At 68.2% G+C, this 17255-nt stretch carries 18 protein-coding genes; 8 read left to right on the top strand and 10 right to left on the bottom strand.

All coding sequences use genetic code 11. The features are described 5' to 3' along the window. Positions 1-303: 303 nt before the first annotated feature. From AB4089_RS07200 to AB4089_RS07190, 3 genes are read left to right on the top strand one after another with little or no spacing between them, the layout of a single operon-like run. Positions 304-951: a biotin transporter BioY gene (locus tag AB4089_RS07200; protein WP_441408608.1), complete on the top strand. Its 648-nt coding sequence runs from the start codon at positions 304-306 to the stop codon at positions 949-951. After that, positions 948-1784 carry an energy-coupling factor ABC transporter ATP-binding protein gene (locus tag AB4089_RS07195; protein ID WP_441408607.1) on the top strand — a complete coding sequence of 279 codons (837 nt, stop codon included), beginning with the start codon at positions 948-950 and terminating at the stop codon, positions 1782-1784. The genes AB4089_RS07200 and AB4089_RS07195 overlap by 4 nt, the downstream gene beginning before the upstream one ends. Further along, a complete protein-coding gene (locus AB4089_RS07190) occupies positions 1781-2413 on the top strand; it encodes an energy-coupling factor transporter transmembrane component T family protein (RefSeq protein ID WP_441408606.1) in 633 nt (210 codons plus the stop codon). The genes AB4089_RS07195 and AB4089_RS07190 overlap by 4 nt, the downstream gene beginning before the upstream one ends. A gap of 53 nt (positions 2414-2466) precedes the next feature. Here the strand turns inward: AB4089_RS07190 and AB4089_RS07185 are convergent, their stop codons facing one another. The 3 genes from AB4089_RS07185 to AB4089_RS07175 form a co-directional block, all read right to left on the bottom strand. Beyond that, positions 2467-3540, bottom strand: coding sequence for a DNA polymerase IV (locus AB4089_RS07185; protein WP_441408605.1), 1074 nt, complete (start codon positions 3538-3540; stop codon positions 2467-2469). A gap of 452 nt (positions 3541-3992) precedes the next feature. Further along, positions 3993-5165: a thiolase family protein gene (locus AB4089_RS07180; protein WP_441408604.1), complete on the bottom strand. Its 1173-nt coding sequence runs from the start codon at positions 5163-5165 to the stop codon at positions 3993-3995. 88 nt (positions 5166-5253) lie between these two features. Then, entirely contained in the window at positions 5254-6690 is a 1437-nt protein-coding gene (locus AB4089_RS07175; protein WP_441408603.1) for an AMP-binding protein, read from the bottom strand. Positions 6691-6748: 58 nt separating this feature from the next. Between AB4089_RS07175 and ypfJ the strand changes: the two genes are divergently transcribed. Beyond that, on the top strand, positions 6749-7636 hold the full coding sequence (gene ypfJ / locus AB4089_RS07170; RefSeq protein WP_441408602.1) for a KPN_02809 family neutral zinc metallopeptidase: 888 nt from the start codon (positions 6749-6751) through the stop codon (positions 7634-7636). Positions 7637-7683: 47 nt separating this feature from the next. On the opposite strand, the gene AB4089_RS07165 is transcribed toward ypfJ, so the two are convergent. The 7 genes from AB4089_RS07165 to AB4089_RS07135 all read right to left on the bottom strand — a co-directional run bounded on the left by AB4089_RS07165 (position 7684) and on the right by AB4089_RS07135 (position 13716). Further along, a complete protein-coding gene (locus AB4089_RS07165; protein WP_441408601.1) occupies positions 7684-8283 on the bottom strand; it encodes a hypothetical protein in 600 nt (199 codons plus the stop codon). Positions 8284-8473: 190 nt separating this feature from the next. Next, positions 8474-8806 (bottom strand): metal-sulfur cluster assembly factor, encoded by a 333-nt coding sequence (locus AB4089_RS07160; RefSeq protein WP_056434018.1) that lies wholly within the window; start codon positions 8804-8806, stop codon positions 8474-8476. Positions 8807-8819: 13 nt separating this feature from the next. Next, positions 8820-9617: a Fe-S cluster assembly ATPase SufC gene (gene sufC, locus AB4089_RS07155; RefSeq protein WP_441408600.1), complete on the bottom strand. Its 798-nt coding sequence runs from the start codon at positions 9615-9617 to the stop codon at positions 8820-8822. Between the two features lie 90 nt (positions 9618-9707). Next, positions 9708-10067, bottom strand: a complete 360-nt coding sequence (locus AB4089_RS07150) for a non-heme iron oxygenase ferredoxin subunit (RefSeq protein WP_441408599.1) — start codon at positions 10065-10067, stop codon at positions 9708-9710. Between the two features lie 39 nt (positions 10068-10106). After that, positions 10107-11393, bottom strand: coding sequence for a Fe-S cluster assembly protein SufD (gene sufD, locus AB4089_RS07145; protein WP_441408598.1), 1287 nt, complete (start codon positions 11391-11393; stop codon positions 10107-10109). Then, positions 11393-12856, bottom strand: a complete 1464-nt coding sequence (gene sufB / locus AB4089_RS07140) for a Fe-S cluster assembly protein SufB (RefSeq protein WP_441408597.1) — start codon at positions 12854-12856, stop codon at positions 11393-11395. Before sufB ends, sufD begins: the two co-directional genes overlap by 1 nt. Beyond that, entirely contained in the window at positions 12856-13716 is an 861-nt protein-coding gene (locus tag AB4089_RS07135; protein ID WP_441408596.1) for a helix-turn-helix transcriptional regulator, read from the bottom strand. The genes sufB and AB4089_RS07135 overlap by 1 nt, the downstream gene beginning before the upstream one ends. Before the next feature lie 117 nt (positions 13717-13833). On the opposite strand from AB4089_RS07135, the gene AB4089_RS07130 reads away from it, so the two are divergent. From AB4089_RS07130 to AB4089_RS07115, 4 genes are all read left to right on the top strand, one after another. After that, positions 13834-14802, top strand: a complete 969-nt coding sequence (locus tag AB4089_RS07130; RefSeq protein ID WP_441408595.1) for an ABC transporter ATP-binding protein — start codon at positions 13834-13836, stop codon at positions 14800-14802. Beyond that, entirely contained in the window at positions 14799-15611 is an 813-nt protein-coding gene (locus AB4089_RS07125; protein ID WP_441408594.1) for an ABC transporter permease, read from the top strand. Before AB4089_RS07130 ends, AB4089_RS07125 begins: the two co-directional genes overlap by 4 nt. Before the next feature lie 7 nt (positions 15612-15618). Then, positions 15619-16563, top strand: a complete 945-nt coding sequence (locus tag AB4089_RS07120; protein ID WP_441408593.1) for a COX15/CtaA family protein — start codon at positions 15619-15621, stop codon at positions 16561-16563. Between the two features lie 160 nt (positions 16564-16723). Then, positions 16724-17248, top strand: coding sequence for a hypothetical protein (locus AB4089_RS07115; RefSeq protein ID WP_441408592.1), 525 nt, complete (start codon positions 16724-16726; stop codon positions 17246-17248). Positions 17249-17255: the final 7 nt, after the last annotated feature.

The raw sequence follows: 17255 nt of genomic DNA, 5'->3' as shown, positions 1-17255 counted from the left end.
GCAGCTAAGGCCTTTCACAACAGGGAATGCCGCGGCACGACGGGTGGAGTCTGGGCGGAGCCGGGACAGGGCGGTGCGAGAGCACGGCCTCTACAAGTCTACCGGCACGGCCCCGGCTCCCTGACATGGGCTCCCCCGGTGCCGGTTGGCGCCGGGCGGGGGCTGCGGGGCAGCCATCATTGGCGGCGCCCTCCAGCAATGGGCCCGTCGGTTAGTGGGGCGTCTACAAAAAACCCGATCCGCCGCGACCGTACAGTCAATATCAAGATTCCGATTTCCGCCGCAGCATCTGACAGGAACACCATGACCCAGACCCGCCATCCCGACACAGCCAAGACCCCGCGCCGCCGGGTCCGCTGGAATGCCACCGATCTTGGCCTGATCGCCGTCTTTGCCGCCCTCGTGGCCGCCTCCGCACTGATCGCCGCCATTCCTGTCGGCGGCCTCGGCGTACCCATCACGCTGCAGACCCTCGCGGTCATGCTCACGGGGCTGGCGCTGGGCGCGGGCCGGGCCTTCGCCGCCGTCGGCCTCTACCTGCTCCTGGGCTTCGCGGGCCTGCCGATCTTCAGCGGCGGCCGCAGCGGGCTGGGCGTCCTCGCCGGACCCTCCGCCGGCTACATCATCGGGTTCCTGCTGGCCGCCACGGCCGTAGGGTGGCTGGCCGCCGTCGTGCTCGCACGCACCGCCAACCGCACCGGAAAACTGCGCGCCGTCCTCCTGTTCGCCGCCGCGATGGTCAGCAGCATCATCTTCATCCACGGCCTCGGCATCCTGGGCATGATGGTCAACGCCAAGCTGGACTTCTCGAAGGCCTTCATCGCCGACCTCGCGTTCTACCCCGGCGACATCATCAAGAACGTCCTGGCCGTCAGCGTCGCCCTTGCACTGCACAAAGCCTTCCCGGATCTGCTGCTGCGCCGCGTCCGGACGGCTGACACCCGCCCGTGAGCAACATCATCCTGGACCGGGTGACGGTGCGCGTGCCGGTTGACGGCCGCCCCGCACCCAAGACACTGCTCCAGGAACTGTCGCTGGACCTCACCGAACCCCGGATCGGGGTGATCGGGGCCAACGGCTCAGGCAAGTCCACCCTCCTGCGGCTCATCAACGGGCTCGTGGCACCGAGCGATGGCACGGTGGCAGTCGACGGCGCCGATACCGTCCGCGCCGTGCGGGAGGTCCGCCGCCGCGTGGGCTTTGTCTTCACGGATCCGCTCTCCCAGCTCGTGATGCCCACGGGACGCGAGGACGTGGAACTGTCCCTGCGCCGCTCCATCCGCAACGGCACAGAGCGCCGGGCCCACGCCGAATCTGTCCTGGATCGGTTCGGCCTCCTGCCGCTGGCGGACCAGAGCATCTACGAGCTCTCCGGCGGCGAACGCCAACTCCTGGCCCTGGCCGCGGTCCTCGCCGTAGACCCGGACGTGCTGGTCCTGGACGAGCCGTCCACGCTCCTGGACCTCCGCAACCGCGAACTGCTGCGACGCACCCTGGCAGGCCTGCGCCAGCAGGTCATTCTCTCCACCCACGACCTCGAGCTCGCCGAGGATATGGACCGGGTGCTGGTGGTGGACGCCGGCAAGGTCGTGTTCGACGGCGAACCGGCCTCTGCCGTCGCGCATTACCGTACCCTGAGCGCCGCAGGCCTGCCCATAGGTGGGGGCGGGCCGGGTGGTGGGCCCGGTGGTGGGCCCGGCGAAGCCGGAACCGCCCGGGACGGGCGGGACGGGCGCGCGGGTGAGCGGACCGTCGCGGAGCAGACCCGGCTGGAGCAGTCGTGAGCAGTCACGGTTTCCTCCTGGCCACGTACGCGCCGGGCTCGTCCGTGATCCACCGAACGCCGCTGTGGCTGAAATTCGTGCTGGTGGTTGGCTGCGGAATGACTTCGTTCCTGATCGCCGACTGGGCCGTGTCCGCCGTCGTGCTGATGCTGCTGTGCGGGCTGTTCCTGCTCAGCGGGGCAGGTCCCGCCCGTCTGCTTCGCGCGGTGAAGCCGGTCCTGCCGGTCCTGCTGGCCATCGGCCTCTTCCAGTGGTGGCAGCTCGGCGCCCCGACCGCCGCGCGGATCGTGCTGAATGTCCTCGTCTGCGTTGTCGCGGCATCGATTCTGACCGCCACCACCCCGGTGCAGGCGCTGCTTGACGGCGTGGCCTCCCTGGCCCGGCCCTTCCGGCGGCTCGGGGCTGACCCGGAACGTTTCGCACTCACCATTGCCATCATGCTCCGCAGCATCCCGTTCGTGGCCGGGGCCTACGCCGACGTACGCGACTCTGCCCGGGCCCGCGGACTTGAACGGAACCCGCGGGCACTTGTGCTTCCGGTTTTCATCACCACGGTGGCCTTTGCCCGGCAGACCGGTGAAGCGCTGGCCGCCCGTGGGCTGGGCGAACCGGAGGACCCGGAGGACTAGCCCTCGGTGCCCTGGCCTGGCTCCGGAGTCCAGGCATTGGGAATGCGACGCCGTCACCAACCGCCGCGCGTCGGCGTGTGTCCCTTTCGGGCGTCGTCGGGCATTGCCATCTCGGCCCTCAGGCCCAGGAGCCGGATTGGCCGGCCCGCTTCGATTCCGGTTGCGAGGTCCAGGGTCCGCGCGAGGATTTCGCTCCGGTCGAATGTCTCGGGAATTTTCCTCGCATGGGTCGTGGTGAAAAACGGCGCGTACCGAACCTTGAGGGTCAGCTCAACCACGGGCCGCCCTTCGGCCACGACATCCTCGAGGACACGCGCCGTCAGCTCCCGCACGGCGTCGTCCACCTGGGCTGGCTCGGTCAGGTCCCGCTGGAAGGTGGTCTCCCGGCTGTGCCCGCGGGCAACCCACGGCGTGTCGTCCACGACGCTGGCTCCGTCCCCACGTCCGAGCTCCGCATACCAAGGACCCATCCTGGGGCCGAACTCCGGGACCAGGTCCTGGGGGTCGGACGCGGCGAGCTCGGCGACCGTGTTGATCCCAAGCTTGGCCAGCCGGCCCGACACCTTGGTTCCGACGCCCCAGAGATCCTTGGTGGGGCGACTGCCCATGACGTCCAGCCAATTCCCGGCAGTGAGCCGGAAAACGCCGGCCGGCTTGCCGAAACCGGTGGCTACCTTGGCCCGGACCAAGGTGTCGCCGATGCCCACGCTGCAATGCAACTGCGTTCGCTCAAGGACGGCGGCCTGCACCTGCCGGGCGTAGGCTTCCGGATTCTCTGTCTCAGTGCCTACAAAGGCTTCATCCCACCCCAGGACCTGCACGGTGGCGCCGGGCTGAGCGCGCAGGGTAGCCATCACCGCCTCGGACGCCGCGAGGTAAGCTTCCTGATCGACGGGCAGGATCACGGCGTCGGGCACTTTCCGGGCCGCGATGCGTAGGGGCATTCCGGAACCCACGCCGAATGCCCTGGCTTCGTATGATGCGGTCGACACCACGGCTCGTTCCGTGGGGTCGCCCCGGCCGCCGACAATGACCGGCTTGCCCGCAAGCTCTGGCCGTCGGAGCACTTCGACCGCCGCGATGAACTGGTCGAGATCGACGTGCAGCACCCACTGGATTCCGCTCACGGCACCAGTGTGCCCTAAACATCCCCGGCAAGCATCCGCGCATGCCCTCCAGTGGCCGCAGCCACTGGACATGCACCCGCAGTGCGCACTCCTCGCCCCGAGGAAGGGACATGTCCCGATCAGGTTGGCCGCGGAGCAGCGGCCCCGCCGGGGTCGGCCACTGGACATGCGCTCCCGTGGCCGCAGCCACTGGACATATGCCCCACATGTCCAGTGGCTGCAGCGAAGAATGAGCATGTCCCAGCACGGGAGCCAGGGCCGAGCATGTCCCCCCAATGGGAAGTGCACATGTTCCATCACAGGAGCCAGGACAGGTCATGTCCCGCAACGGGAGGCGGACATGCCCTCGCCCGCCCGCAGCCACTGGACATGTGCCCCATATGTCCACTGCTTGCGGCGAAGAATGGGCATGTCCCGTGGGGCGGGGCGTGGGCCGGCGCCGGGGGGGCGGGCTAGGTGAGGCTGGTGAACCCCATCAGCGCGGCCGTGCCCATTCCCCCTGCGATGCTGATCATGGCGAGGGCAAGCTGGCCCGGCACCGGGGACCTGCGCGCCTGGGCCAGCAGCCGGGTGACCAGCACCGCGCCCGAGGCACCGTAAGCGTGACCCAGGGCAAGGGCGCCGCCGTCGAGGTTTGCCTGCTCCGGGTCGATCCCCAACTGGTCAAAGCAGGCGAGGGTCTGGGAGGCGAAGGCCTCGTTGAATTCCACCAGGCCCAAATCCGCCGCCGTCACGCCGTGGGCCGTGAGAAGCCGTTCGGCGGCTGCGGCCGCGCCGATGCCCAGGAGCTGCGGCGCCACCCCGGCCGTGTCGGTTCCGAGCACCAGCAGCCCGTCCGCAGCGCCCAGCTGCCGGGCCCGTTCCATGGACGTGACGACGACGGCGGCCGCGCCGTCAGCGTCGAAGCACGAATTGCCTGCCGTCACCGTGCCCCCGCTGGCAAACACGGACGGGAACCGGGCCATCAGGGCCGGACCAAGGCTCGGCCTCGGACCGTCGTCGGCTGCCGTGGCCGCTCCGGAATCCGCAGTGAGTGGCACGATCTCGGCGTGGAACCGCCCGGCGGCGGCAGCGGCCAGCGCACGTTGGTGGCTGCGGAGCGCGAAGGCGTCCTGGCGTTCCCGGCTGATGCCGAAGTGGGCCGCTACGTTCTCGGCCGCCACGCCCATGTCGGGATCGCCCAGGCTCAGCGGGGCGAATTGGGCCCGGGTGTAGTAGTCCGGGCTACCGTCTTCGTTGCGGTGGGCCCGCAGCGGCGCCGTGCTGATGCTCTCCACACCGCCTGCGAGATAGAGGCCACCGCCGCCGGCCGCGACCAGCCTCGAGGCCAGGACGATCGCGTCCAGGCCGGAGCCGCATTGTCGGTCCACTGTAACGCCCGGAACGGTGACGGGCAGGCCGGCCTCCAGCGCCGCGAGCCGGGCCACGTTCCCGCCGCCGCCCACGGCGTTGCCGATCACGACGTCGGTAACGGACTCCGGTGCGGCGCCCCCGGCGCGGCCGGCACCCGCGCCGACGTCGGCAAGCAGGCTGCGAAGCACGGGGGCCAGGAGTTCGTGGGCGCGCAGCCTCTTGAGGGCACCGTTTGCCCGGCAAAGCGGCGTCCGCCGCGCCGCGATGATCACTGGCTGCCGGTCATCCGGCAACAAACCGGGGAACGGCAGGCCACGTGGGGATGGCCAGGCTGAGGACGGTCGGGCGTCTCCGTGCCGCTCAGCCAAGGCGCCGGATCCTGGGATCGTTCCCGGCCACCCAGTCGAGCAGCAGCTGGCGGCTGATCTTGCCGCGGTCTGTCAGGGGCAGTTCCGCCAATGCGAAGTACTCAAGGGGGCGTTTATTGCGTGCCAGCACGTCGTCGATCCCGGACCGGAGCTGGGTGGCGGTGACCGCACCGTGCGAGAGGACGACGCCGGCCACGACGCGCTGGCCGCGAACGTCGTCGGTCATCCCGGCAGCCACGGCGGCTGCGACGCCGGGGACGGATGCCAAGGCCATTTCGACTTCGTGCGGGTAGACGTTGGTGCCGGCGGCGATGATCATGTCGGAGCGGCGGCCCAGCATATGCAGGGTCCCGCCGGAGAGGAACCCCTGGTCTCCCACGGTGTACCAGCCGTCGAAACAGCGCAGGGCCTGGCCGTCGTCACCCCAGAGATAGCCGTTGCTGACCATGCCGCTGCGGACGCAGATGTTGCCGTCCTTGCCGTCCGGGAGCCCGGCCCCGTGATCGTCCAGGATGCGGATGTCGACGCCGGGAAACGGCTTCCCGATGCCGGCCCCGCCCGGCTCCACGGGCTGGCCCGGACGCAGTCCCGCGCCGGAGACGAAGCTGAGCTCGGAGGCGCCGTAGTACTCGAAAATGGTGGCATTGGGCGCCCAGCGCCGGGCCGCCTCCAGTGTGCGGGCGTCCAGTTTGGACCCGGCGCAGATGATGCTGCGAATGCCGGAGGCATCGACCCCGCCAGCCAGGCCGCGTTCGCTGAGCAGCCGGAGCATTGTGGGGACCAGCACCAGGCGCGTGATGCCGTCGTGGCTCACCGCCGCGTGGGCGGCGCCGACGTCGAAGTGCTCCAGGGTGTGGAATTCGGCCCCGGCGTACAGGCATTCGGCGAGGGCGTAGAGGTTCAGGCTTGCCGCGAGCGGGCCGGGGGCCAGGGACTTGTCCTCCCGCGTCAGCCCGAAGAATTCAATGGAGGCGTCGAAGGATTCCCGCCAGGACCGCCGCGACCGGGTGAACGCCTTGGGGATCGAGGTGGTCCCGGAAGTCAGGCCGATCAGGAACGAGGTCTCCGGCGGGCCGTCCACCAACTCGGTCCCCCGAGCCGGCTGGAGCGCCGGCGTGGCCGGGCACGGTGCTGCCGCTGGCTCCGGTTCCGTCCCGGCGATGCGGGCGGCAATGTTGTCCTGCATCTGCTGCGGCCAGGCCGGATCCAACACGGCGCACTGCCGCTCCCCGGCGACGGCGGCCGTGAACGCTACGGCGAAGCGGACGGAATTGTGTTCGGACAGCACAGTGACAGCCGGCGCCGCAGGCACCAGCGCCGCTGCCTGGTCCCGCAGGCCGGACCAGCTCAGGTGCTCTCCGGCCACGACGACGGCGGTCTCGTCGGGACGGTCATCGGCCCAGCGCTGGAGTCTGTCGAGAAAAGGCATCACACCAACTTTACCGTTGCCCGGCGCCGCCGCGGCCCGTGCGGGATATTGTGACAGCATGAGCTTCAACGACAACGCCCCGCTGGATCCGTCTCAGGTCCAGGACCGCCGCGGGATGGGCCGCGGCCCCATGATCGGCGGCGGGATCGGCGGCGGCATCATCCTGCTGCTGGCAGCCCTCTTTGGCATCAATCCGCAGCTGCTCGAGGGGCTGGCCGGCACCGTCCAGGACCCCCAGTCACAGAGCCAAGGCTCTGCCCCCGCCTGCCAGACCGGCGCCGACGCCGACGCCCGGCTCGACTGCAGGATCACCGGCACGGTCAACAGCCTGAACGCGTTCTGGCCGGCATATCTGGCGCAGTACAACACCAAATACCCGCGGCCGAAGGCCGTGATCTTCGCCCGTGCAACCAACACCGGCTGCGGCGCTGCCACCTCCGACGTGGGGCCGTTCTATTGCCCCGTCGACACCACGGCATACTTCGATCCCGGCTTCTTCCAGGAACTCGTCGACCGGTTTGGTTCCTCCGGCGGGCCGCTGGCACAGGAGTATGTGGTGGCCCACGAATTCGGTCACCACGTCCAGAACCTGCTGGGCAACCTCGACCGGGCTCAACAGGATCCCCAAGGACCGGGTTCCGGGGCGGTCCGGGTCGAGCTCCAGGCCGACTGCTACGCGGGGCTGTGGGCGCACTATGCAACGACGCAGCCGGACCCCAAGACCGGCCAGCCCTACCTCGAACCGTTCACGGACCGGGACATCCAGGATGCCTTGTCGGCCGCCTCGGCCGTGGGCGACGACCGCATCCAAAAGGCCGCCACGGGCCGCGTCTCACCGGAGGCCTGGACCCACGGGTCAAGTGCCCAGCGGCAGAAGTGGTTCTACCAGGGCTACAAGACCGGGGACATCAACAAGTGCGACACGTTTGCGGTGGCCGCCCCCTGACCTCGGCAATCCCCTAACTGCTGCAGCCGCATCCTGTCCCCCCGCCCTCACCCGTGTGGCCGCCTGCTCCGGACCGGGACTTCGACGTAGCTGAGGAATCCGGCGTGGCCCAGGTGCCGGTGTTTCGGGTGCCAGACAGGGCTGTACTTGTGACCGAACGGGTCGGTCACCCGGACTGTGCCCAGCCGGTTGTTCCCGGCCAGGAGGCGGTCGACGTCGGCCAGCGCGTTGCGCCGCGTCGCAAGCCCGTCGATGTCCAGGCCCCACAGCCCCAGCTCTGCATCCGTTCCGCGTTCCAGCTGGAGTGTCTCGAACAGTCCGGCCACGAGCCCGGCGAGCCCGGCGGTGTCCGCGCGCTGCAGCCGGTGCCCCTCGGGATGCACTTCGCGGGCGTCGGCCAAGGCCTGGCGGAGCCAGTGTAATTCCACAGATCCCAGGGGCGGGCCCAGGCGCAGGTGGCGGTGTTCGTCCAGCTCGAGCCGGTACGTGGTGGCGCCGCGGTCAATGATGCAGGGAGCCTCGCCGACGTATTCGAAGTCGGCCAGGAGGTCTTCCCTGGAACGGTAGTAGGAAAACTCGCCGCTGTCCTCGACCACCACATAATCCCCGACGGCAGCGGCGGGCCGCGGCGCTGGGGTGGCATCCATTCCGGTGTGCCTCCTGTCGACTGTGGGCCGGGTTGCGAAGCGTGGTGGACTCCTTGTCTTTATCAGACCACCGCCACGGCGATATGGGAACGGCGGGTGTACGACGACGGCGGCCCCACCTCGGTGAGGTGGGGCCGCCGTCGTCGTTCACAACCCGGGCCGGGGCCCATGGGGAGCTGTGCGCGGGGATCTAGATGTTGAAGCCCAGCGCGCGCATCTGGTCGCGGCCGTCCTCGGTGATCCGTTCCGGACCCCATGGCGGCATCCACACCCAGTTGAGCCGCCATTCGTCGACGACTCCGTCCAGGGCCTTGCCGACCTGCTCCTCGATGACATCGGTCAGCGGGCAGGCGGCGGTGGTGAGCGTCATGTCGATCAGCAGGGCGCCGTCGTCGTCCGAGTACTTCAGGCCGTAGAGCAGGCCCAAGTCAACGATGTTGACCCCGAGTTCCGGGTCGATCACATCCTTGAGCGCCTCCTCCACGTCCTCGAGGCCCGTGCGGGCCACATTGAGTTCGGTCATGGCGGACTCCTAACTATGCCTGTGCTGCAGCCGAAGCGGCAGCGATGGTGGCTGCCCCTGCGCCGGTGGCGTAGCGGTCGTAGCCTTCTTCTTCGAGGCGGTCGGCGAGCTCCGGGCCGCCCTCTTCAACAACCTGGCCGTCGACGAACACGTGCACGAAGTCCGGCTTGATGTAGCGCAGGATCCGGGTGTAGTGCGTGATGAGCAGGGTACCCATGTTGCCGCCGGAGTGGGCGCGGTTGACGCCCTCGGAGACAACCTTCAGTGCATCGACGTCCAGGCCGGAGTCGGTCTCGTCCAGGACGGCGAACTTCGGCTTGAAGAGCTCCAGCTGGAGAATCTCGACGCGCTTCTTCTCGCCGCCGGAGAAGCCCTCGTTGACGTTGCGCTGGGTGAAGTCGGCGTCGATGCGCAGCTGCGCCATGGCCTCCTTGACGTCCTTGGTCCAGGTGCGCAGCTTGGGGGCTTCGCCGTCGATCGCGGTCTTGGCGGTGCGCAGGAAGTTGGTCATGCTCACGCCCGGCACCTCCACCGGGTACTGCATGGCCAAGAACAGGCCGGCGCGGGCGCGCTCGTCGACGCTCATCGCCAGGACGTCTTCGCCGTCGAGCGTGATGGTGCCGGAGGTGACGTTGTAGCGCGGGTGCCCGGCGATCGTGGAAGCCAGGGTGGACTTGCCGGAACCGTTCGGACCCATGATGGCGTGCGTCTCGCCGGTCCTGATGGTCAGGCTGACGCCCTTCAGGATTTCCTTCGTGCCCTGCTCGGTGTCAATGCTGACGTGCAGGTCCTTGATCTCAAGAGTCGACATATGTCTTGTTCTCCTCTGCACGGTGCCCTCCGGCACTGTGCGTTTTCTTGGCGATAAGTTTTCTTTGTGCGGGTTGCCGGCTGCAGGCAGCTAGCTGAAGTTTGGGGCCTCGGCGCCGTTCAGGACGTTGGTGAAGTCAACGTAGACCTCGTCGTCCTGGACGGTCACCGCGAACACGGGAACGGGATCGTAGGCTGGCAGCTGGAGCGGCTCGCCGCTGCGCAGGTCGAACTGGGAACCGTGGCCCCAGCATTCGATCTTGCAGCCTTCAACTTCTCCTTCGGAGAGGGAGATGTCCGCGTGCGAGCAGGTGTCTCCGATGGCGTGGATCTCCCCCATCGAGTCCTTCACGATCGCTACGGGGTAGTCGTCGATCAGGATCCGCAGCGCCTGCTTGACCTGGATCTCGCTGGCGTTGCAGACTAGCTCGCCCTTTGGCTGTTCAGTCATTGATGTGTTCCGTGTTCCCGTGTTCTTTAGTGTTGGGCACTAGTTGTCAGTTGCCGCGAGTTCGCGCTCGACGGCTTCCGTGAGGCGCTCTTCGATGGCCGGGACATTGATCTTCTGGATGATCTCGTTGAGGAAGCCGCGGACCACCAGACGACGGGCCACCTTTTCCGGGATGCCCCGGGCCATCAGGTAGAACAGGTGCTGGTCATCGAAACGTCCGGTGGCGCTGGCGTGTCCGGCGCCGGCAATCAGGCCGGTTTCGATCTCAAGGTTCGGCACGGAATCCGCGCGGGCGCCGTCGGTCAGGACCAGGTTGCGGTTGGCCTCGTAGGTGTCGGTGCCTTCTGCCTCCTTGCGGATCAGGACGTCACCCACCCAGACGGTGTGCGCGTTGCGGCCCTGCAGGGCGCCCTTGTACAGGACGTTGGACTTGCAGTTGGCCACGGCGTGGTCCACGAACAGGCGCTGCTCCAAGTGCTGGCCGGCGTCGGCGAAGTACAGGCCGAACAGTTCCACTTCGGCGCCCGGAGCGGTGAAGCGTGCCGACGGGGTGACGCGCACAAGATCGCCGCCGAGGCTGACGACGATGTGCTTGAACTTCGCGTCACGGCCGAGCTTGGCCTGCTGGGAGGACGCGTGCACGGCGTCGTCGTTCCATTCCTGGAGCGAGATGACGGTCAGCTGCGCGCCGTCCTCGACCAGGATTTCGATGTTTTCCGAGACGACGGCGGTGCCCTGGTGGTCCAGGACCACCACGGACTTGGAGAACTTTTCCGCGACGATCACGACGTGCTGCGCGGAAGCCTCGGTGCCCTGGCCGGTCAGCAGGACGCTGACCTCGCCGTGGACCTGGACCTCGGAGGGCACGGTGATGACGGTGGCCTCGGTGAAGTTCTCCCAGGCGTTCGCGGAGACGCGGTCCTCGGGGATGGCTGCGGAGCCGATCCGGCGGTCCTCGCGGCCGACGGTCTCGACCCGGACGCTGTCCGGAGCGGTGACGCTCACGGACGGCGCGGCGCCGTTGAGGACCTCGGTGTGCAGGCCGCGGAGGCGCTTGAGCGGGGTGAACCGCCAGTCCTCTTCCATGCCGGTCAGCGGCTTGAAGTCCGCGAGCTTGTAGGAGGTCAGCCGGCCGGCGCGTGAGCTGTCCGGGATACCGACGCCGCCGCCGTGCGAGTGGCGCTTGACGGCTTCGCCGGCCAGCGGCGACTTCGATTCCGCGGCGTTAAGCGGGGAAAGGCTTTCGCCTTCCTCGGTGAAACCGTTGATGAACGGCTGGGCTGACGGCGCGCCGATGCGGGCCTTTTCAGTAGTGATGTCAGTCATTAACCGACCGATCCTTCCATCTGCAGTTCAATCAGTCGGTTCAGCTCGAGGGCGTATTCCATCGGCAGTTCGCGGGCAATCGGCTCGATGAAGCCGCGGACGATCATCGCCATGGCCTCGTCTTCGCGCATGCCGCGGGACATCAGGTAGAACAGCTGCTCTTCGCTGACCCGCGAGACTGTAGCCTCGTGGCCCATCGTGACGTCGTCCTCGCGGATGTCGATGTACGGGTAGGTGTCCGACCGGCTGATGGTGTCCACCAGGAGGGCGTCGCAGCGGACCGTGTTGGCCGAGTGCTTGGCGCCCTCGCGGACCTGGACCAGGCCGCGGTAGGCGGCGCGGCCGCCGCCGCGGGCCACGGACTTGGAGATGATCGAGCTCTTGGTGTTGGGCGCGATGTGGACCATCTTGGAGCCGGTGTCCTGGTGCTGGCCTTCGCCGGCGAACGCGATGGACAGGGTCTCGCCCTTGGCGCCTTCGCCCACGAGGTAGACGGCCGGGTACTTCATGGTGACCTTGGAGCCGATGTTGCCATCGATCCATTCCATGGTGGCGTTCTCTTCGCAGATGGCGCGCTTGGTGACCAGGTTGTATACGTTGGTGGACCAGTTCTGGATGGTCGTGTAGCGGACGCGGGCGCCCTTCTTCACGATGATTTCCACGACGGCGGAGTGCAGCGAGTCCGAGGTGTAGATCGGCGCGGTGCAGCCTTCGATGTAGTGGACGTAGGAGTCCTCGTCCGCGATGATCAGCGTGCGCTCGAACTGGCCCATGTTTTCGGTGTTGATGCGGAAATAGGCCTGCAGCGGGATGTCCACGTGGACGCCCTTGGGCACGTACACGAACGAACCGCCGGACCAGACGGCCGTGTTCAGCGAGGCGAACTTGTTGTCGCCCACCGGGATGATGGTGCCGAAGTACTCCTGGAAGATCTCCGGGTGTTCGCGCAGTGCGGTGTCCGTGTCCAGGAAGATGACGCCCTGGGCTTCCAGGTCCTCGCGGATCTGGTGGTAGACAACCTCAGACTCGTACTGCGCGGCGACGCCGGAGACGAGGCGGCTGCGCTCGGCTTCCGGGATGCCGAGCTTCTCGTACGTGTTCCGGATGTCCTCGGGGAGGTCTTCCCAGGTTGCGGCCTGCTTCTCGGTGGAGCGCACGAAGTACTTGATGTTGTCGAAGTCGATGCCGGACAGATCCGCGCCCCAGGTGGGCATGGGCTTGCGGTCGAAGTACTTCAGGCCCTTCAGGCGCAGGTCCAGCATCCATTCCGGCTCGTTCTTCTTGGCCGAAATGTCGCGGACAACGTCTTCATCGATGCCGCGGCGGGCGTTGGCCCCGACGTCGTTCTTGTCGGCCCAGCCGTACTCATAGGTGCCGATTCCGTGGAGCTCGGGATTCTTCTCCAGAATCTCCGAAATCACAGTAGAGTCAGCAACCTTCTTCTCTGATAGTTGGTCCGTCATCACGGCCTTTCTTGCAGATGGTTGGATACTTCGTCCGGGTTGACCGGGGCTGCGGGACCAGGAGTCCCGACGGCGGCCGGACGGCCCGTAGGTATGTGGGTGGTGCAGACGTGGCCGCCGCGCGCAAGGGTGGACAGCCGGCGCACATCGACGCCGACCAGCCGGGCGAAAACTTCGGTCTCCACGTCGCAGAAGACGGGGAACTGCGCCGCCAGGTGCTGGATGGGGCAGTGCCCCTGGCAGAGCTGGACGCTGGACAGCGCGGCCGGAAGCGGCGCCTTGGCTTCAAGTGACTGCGCGGAGGCCACGAAACCGTCGCGGCTCAGGGCCTCGGAGAGAGCCTGGGCGCGGGCTGTGATGTCCGGTCCGGCCTGCTCGATCTCGGGTGCGTAGCGGCGCTCCATGTCGGCGAACCGTTCTACGGCGAACTGCCGCACGGCCTCCGGCCCGGCTGCCTCGCCGAGGCGGCGCAGGGCCACGGTGGCAATGTCGAGGTAGTCGTTGCCGAGGGTCGACTGGCCCTGGGAGCTCAGGACATAGCGGCGGGCGGGGCGGCCTGCGCCGGCGCCGGCGCGGGCAGCCCGCTTGACCTCAATGACTCCGCTGCGGGCGAGGTGGTCGAGGTGGCGGCGGACGGCGGCGGGGGTGAAGCCCAGCAGGTCGCCGAGTTCGGCTGCGCTGATGGGTCCATGTTCCAGAACAGCGTTGAGGACGCGGTCACGCGTGCGCTCCTCGGCCTCGTGGGTGTGGCTGCCGCCGGCTGCGGGCACAACGTCCGGCACAGCCGCCACGTGCGCCCGGGCGGACCCGGCGCGTGCGGCGCCGCGCCCGGACGGGGCTGCGGACGCGGATGAGCTCATGGAATACACAACACAATCATGTCGTAATTTACTCCCGGGTTCCAGTAAGGCATGGCTTGCCTCCCCGGCAGCGCCCCCGCCGGGGAAAGGCCGTACTACATCGCGTAGAATGCTGAGGTGCGATCTCCCGAATCCCCCGTTCTGACCATCAGCGGGCTAGTCAAGGATGTTGGTCCACTGCCCACTCTCGACGGCAAGATGCTGCGCGTGGTCAGCGGCCTGTCCCTCATTGCCGAACGCGGGCAAGTCACGGCCCTGCTCGGCGCCAACGGCGCCGGCAAGACGACCACCATTGAATGCGCCCAGGGCCTCCAAAAGCGGACCGCCGGCACTATCAGCCTACTGGGCGAGGATCCCGACGCGGCCGGGGCCGGACTGCGCGCCCGCGTGGGCGTCATGCTCCAGGACGGCGGCCTCCCGCCGTCGGCCCGGCCCATCCCCCTGCTGCGGCACATCGCCGGCATGTACCAGGACCCGTGGCCTGTCGATGAGCTGATCGGACGCCTCGGGATCGACACCTTCAGCCGCACCAACGTGCGGCGCCTGTCCGGCGGGCAGAAGCAGCGCCTTGCCCTGGCCGCGGCGCTGGTCGGCAACCCCGAGGTCCTCTTCCTCGACGAGCCCAGCGCCGGGCTGGACCCGCAGTCGCGGCAAATGGTCTTCGACCTCATCTCAGAACTGCGCAACAGCGGCATGGGAATTGTCCTGACAACACACCTCATGGACGACGCCCAACGCCTCGCGGACTACGTCTACATCATCGACGCCGGCCGCAACGTCGCAGAAGGCACCGTCGCCCAGCTCCTCCAGCACCAGCTGCCCGCCGGCGACTCCGGGCAGCACATCCGCACACTGCTTTTCGAAACCGAACCCGGCCTGGACTTCACCGGCGTGCTGCCCGACGGCGTCGACGTCACCGAGGCGCGGGCCGGCAGCTACGCCGCGACCGGAGCGCTGACCCCGGCCGACCTCGCCGCGATCACCGGGTGGTGGGCCGCGCGTGGAATCATGCCCAGCTCCCTGAGCCTTGAAGCCCGCAGCCTCGAAGACGTCTTCCTGGACATCTCCGGAAGGGAGATCCGATGACCAGCGTTTCAAGCGGCGCCCCGCTGGAGAGCGCACGCCGCGGCAGCGCGCCCGGCACCCAGCACGGCAGCGCGCCCGCGCCGTTGCTGCGCCGCATCCTGCTGCAGGGCCAGTACGAGACCATCACCATGCTGCGGAACGGCGAGCAGCTGATCCTCGCGATCGTGCTGCCGCTGCTGGCCATGGTCGGCCTGACCGTGACCCCGCTGCTGGACGGACTCGGCTCGAGCCGCATCAACGTCGCCGTCCCCGGCGTCCTGGCCCTGTGCGCCATGTCCACCGCCTTCACTGGGCAGGGCATCGCCACCGGATTCGACCGCCGCTACGGGGTCCTGCGCTTCCTCTCCACCACTCCCCTGGGCCGCACCGGCCTCATCGCAGGGAAGATCCTGGCCGTCCTGGCCGTGCTGTTCCTGCAGGTGCTCGTCGTGGCCGCGGTGGCCTTTGTCCTTGGCTGGCAGCCCAATCCTGCCGGCTGGGTGCCGGGCCTGGCCATACTGGTCCTCGGGGCCGCAGCCTTCACGGCGTTGGGGCTGCTGGTCGCCGGGACGGTCCGGCCCGAGGCGACCCTGGCCATTACCAACCTGCTCTGGATCCTCCTCGGGGCGCTGGGCGGGATTGTCATCCCCAGCGAGCGGCTCCCGGCGCTGGCGCAGGCTGTGGTGCATTTCCTCCCCTCCGGCGCGCTGGGCCAGGCGCTGCGGGATGCATTCCTGGACGGCAGCGTCAACCTTGGCGCCGTACTTGTCCTGCTGCTCTGGACGGCGATCGCCGGCGGCGCAGCAATCCGTTGGTTCAAGTGGAATTGAGAAATCTGTGAGCACGGCGTCACGCACCCCCCGGATCATCTCCGGGTTCACCTCCCGGCTGCCCACCAGCGTCGACAACACGATCAGGCGGCTGGCCGTGTTGTCACTCATCGGGCAGATCGTCCTGGTGGTGACAGGCGGCGCCGTCCGGCTGACCGCCTCGGGCCTGGGCTGCCCCACATGGCCGCGCTGCACCGAAGCGTCCCTCGCCACCACGCCGGAAATGGGGTTCCACGGCATCATCGAATTCGGTAACCGGCTGCTGACCTTCGCGCTGGCGGCCATTGCCGTGATGATGCTCGTGTACCTCTGGAACCTCCGCAAGGAACGCCGCGATCTGTTCCTGCTCGCCCTGGGCCTGCTCGCCAGCATCCCGGCGCAGGCGGTCATTGGCGGCATCACCGTGCTGACCCAGCTGAACCCGTGGGTCGTGGGCCTGCACTTCCTCGTCTCCATGGCCCTCGTGGTCCTCGCAACCCTGCTGGTGAACCGGGCCTACGGCCGCACCGGCAAGGCCAGGACCGTGCAGCTGCCCGCACTGCCGGGCGCCGCACGCCCGGTGATGGCCGCCGTCGCGTTCTTCTCTGCAGTGGCCGTCTGCCTCGGCGTGGTGGTGACCGGGGCCGGCCCGCACGCCGGCGACGCCAATGCCCCGCGCAATGATCTCGACTGGGACCTGTTCGCGCACATCCACGCCGTCCCCGCCTACCTGGTGACCGCCGGCGCGCTGTTCGGGCTGTTCCTGGTGGTCCGCGGGCGGATCCCGGGCCCGTTCCGCTCCGCCGTGTTCATGCTGCTGGGCGTCACCGTGCTACAGGCCGTCATCGGCTTCACCCAGTATTACAACGGCATCCCGGCGCTGCTGGTCGGCGCGCACATGCTGGCGGCGGCCCTGCTGATGAGCGCGGCCACCAACGCCGCGGACCTGGCCCGCTACAGCCCCGTGGAATAGCCGCCGGCGCCGCGGCGACGGAGTTCACTACGGCATTCACGTCCCGGGGCTGGTCCTGACGGGATTTCCGGGTGGACTATGAGATGGCATGGACATCGACGGCTGCGGCAGTGGGCTCTTTTTCGTTCACTTCCGTGTCGCTGACCGGAAGGCCTTCTCAATGCAAGCGACAGAACCGACCGTGCCCCCTTCACCTTCGGCCCGGCAACGCGCGGCGAGCCTCAAAGAGCGCGTGTACATCATCTTCACGAGCCTTGCCGTGGTGCTGGCGCTGCGGAGCCACGCGGACGAGACCTCGCCCGCGGCCGCGGCGGCCACCCTCAGCATCGTGGTGATCGGGTCCCTGCTGGGGATTTTCGTCGCCGATCTCCTGAGCCACCTGACCGTCCACTCGAAGCTGCCCACCGGTGAGGAACTGCACCACATGATGGCCGTCAGCGCCGACGGCCTCGGTGTCCTGGTGACTCCGCTGCTTCTGCTGACGGCCGCCGGCTTTGGGCTATTGTCAACTGCTGCGGCCCTCGGGTGGGCGATCGTCGTTCTCGTCCTCTCCCTGGCCGTCGTCGGCTTCCTCGCGATCCGGCGCCTCGATATCCCGCTCCATCACAAGGCCGCCATCATGTTCGCCGAAGTTGTGCTGAGCCTGCTGGTGATCGGCCTCGAACTGCTGGCGCACAACCTCTGATCACACC

Source organism: Arthrobacter sp. 2MCAF15 (assembly GCF_052115605.1).
Lineage (GTDB): Bacteria > Actinomycetota > Actinomycetes > Actinomycetales > Micrococcaceae > Arthrobacter.
Note: the sequence above shows the minus strand (reverse complement) of the source record. Positions and strands in the feature narration are given on the sequence as shown.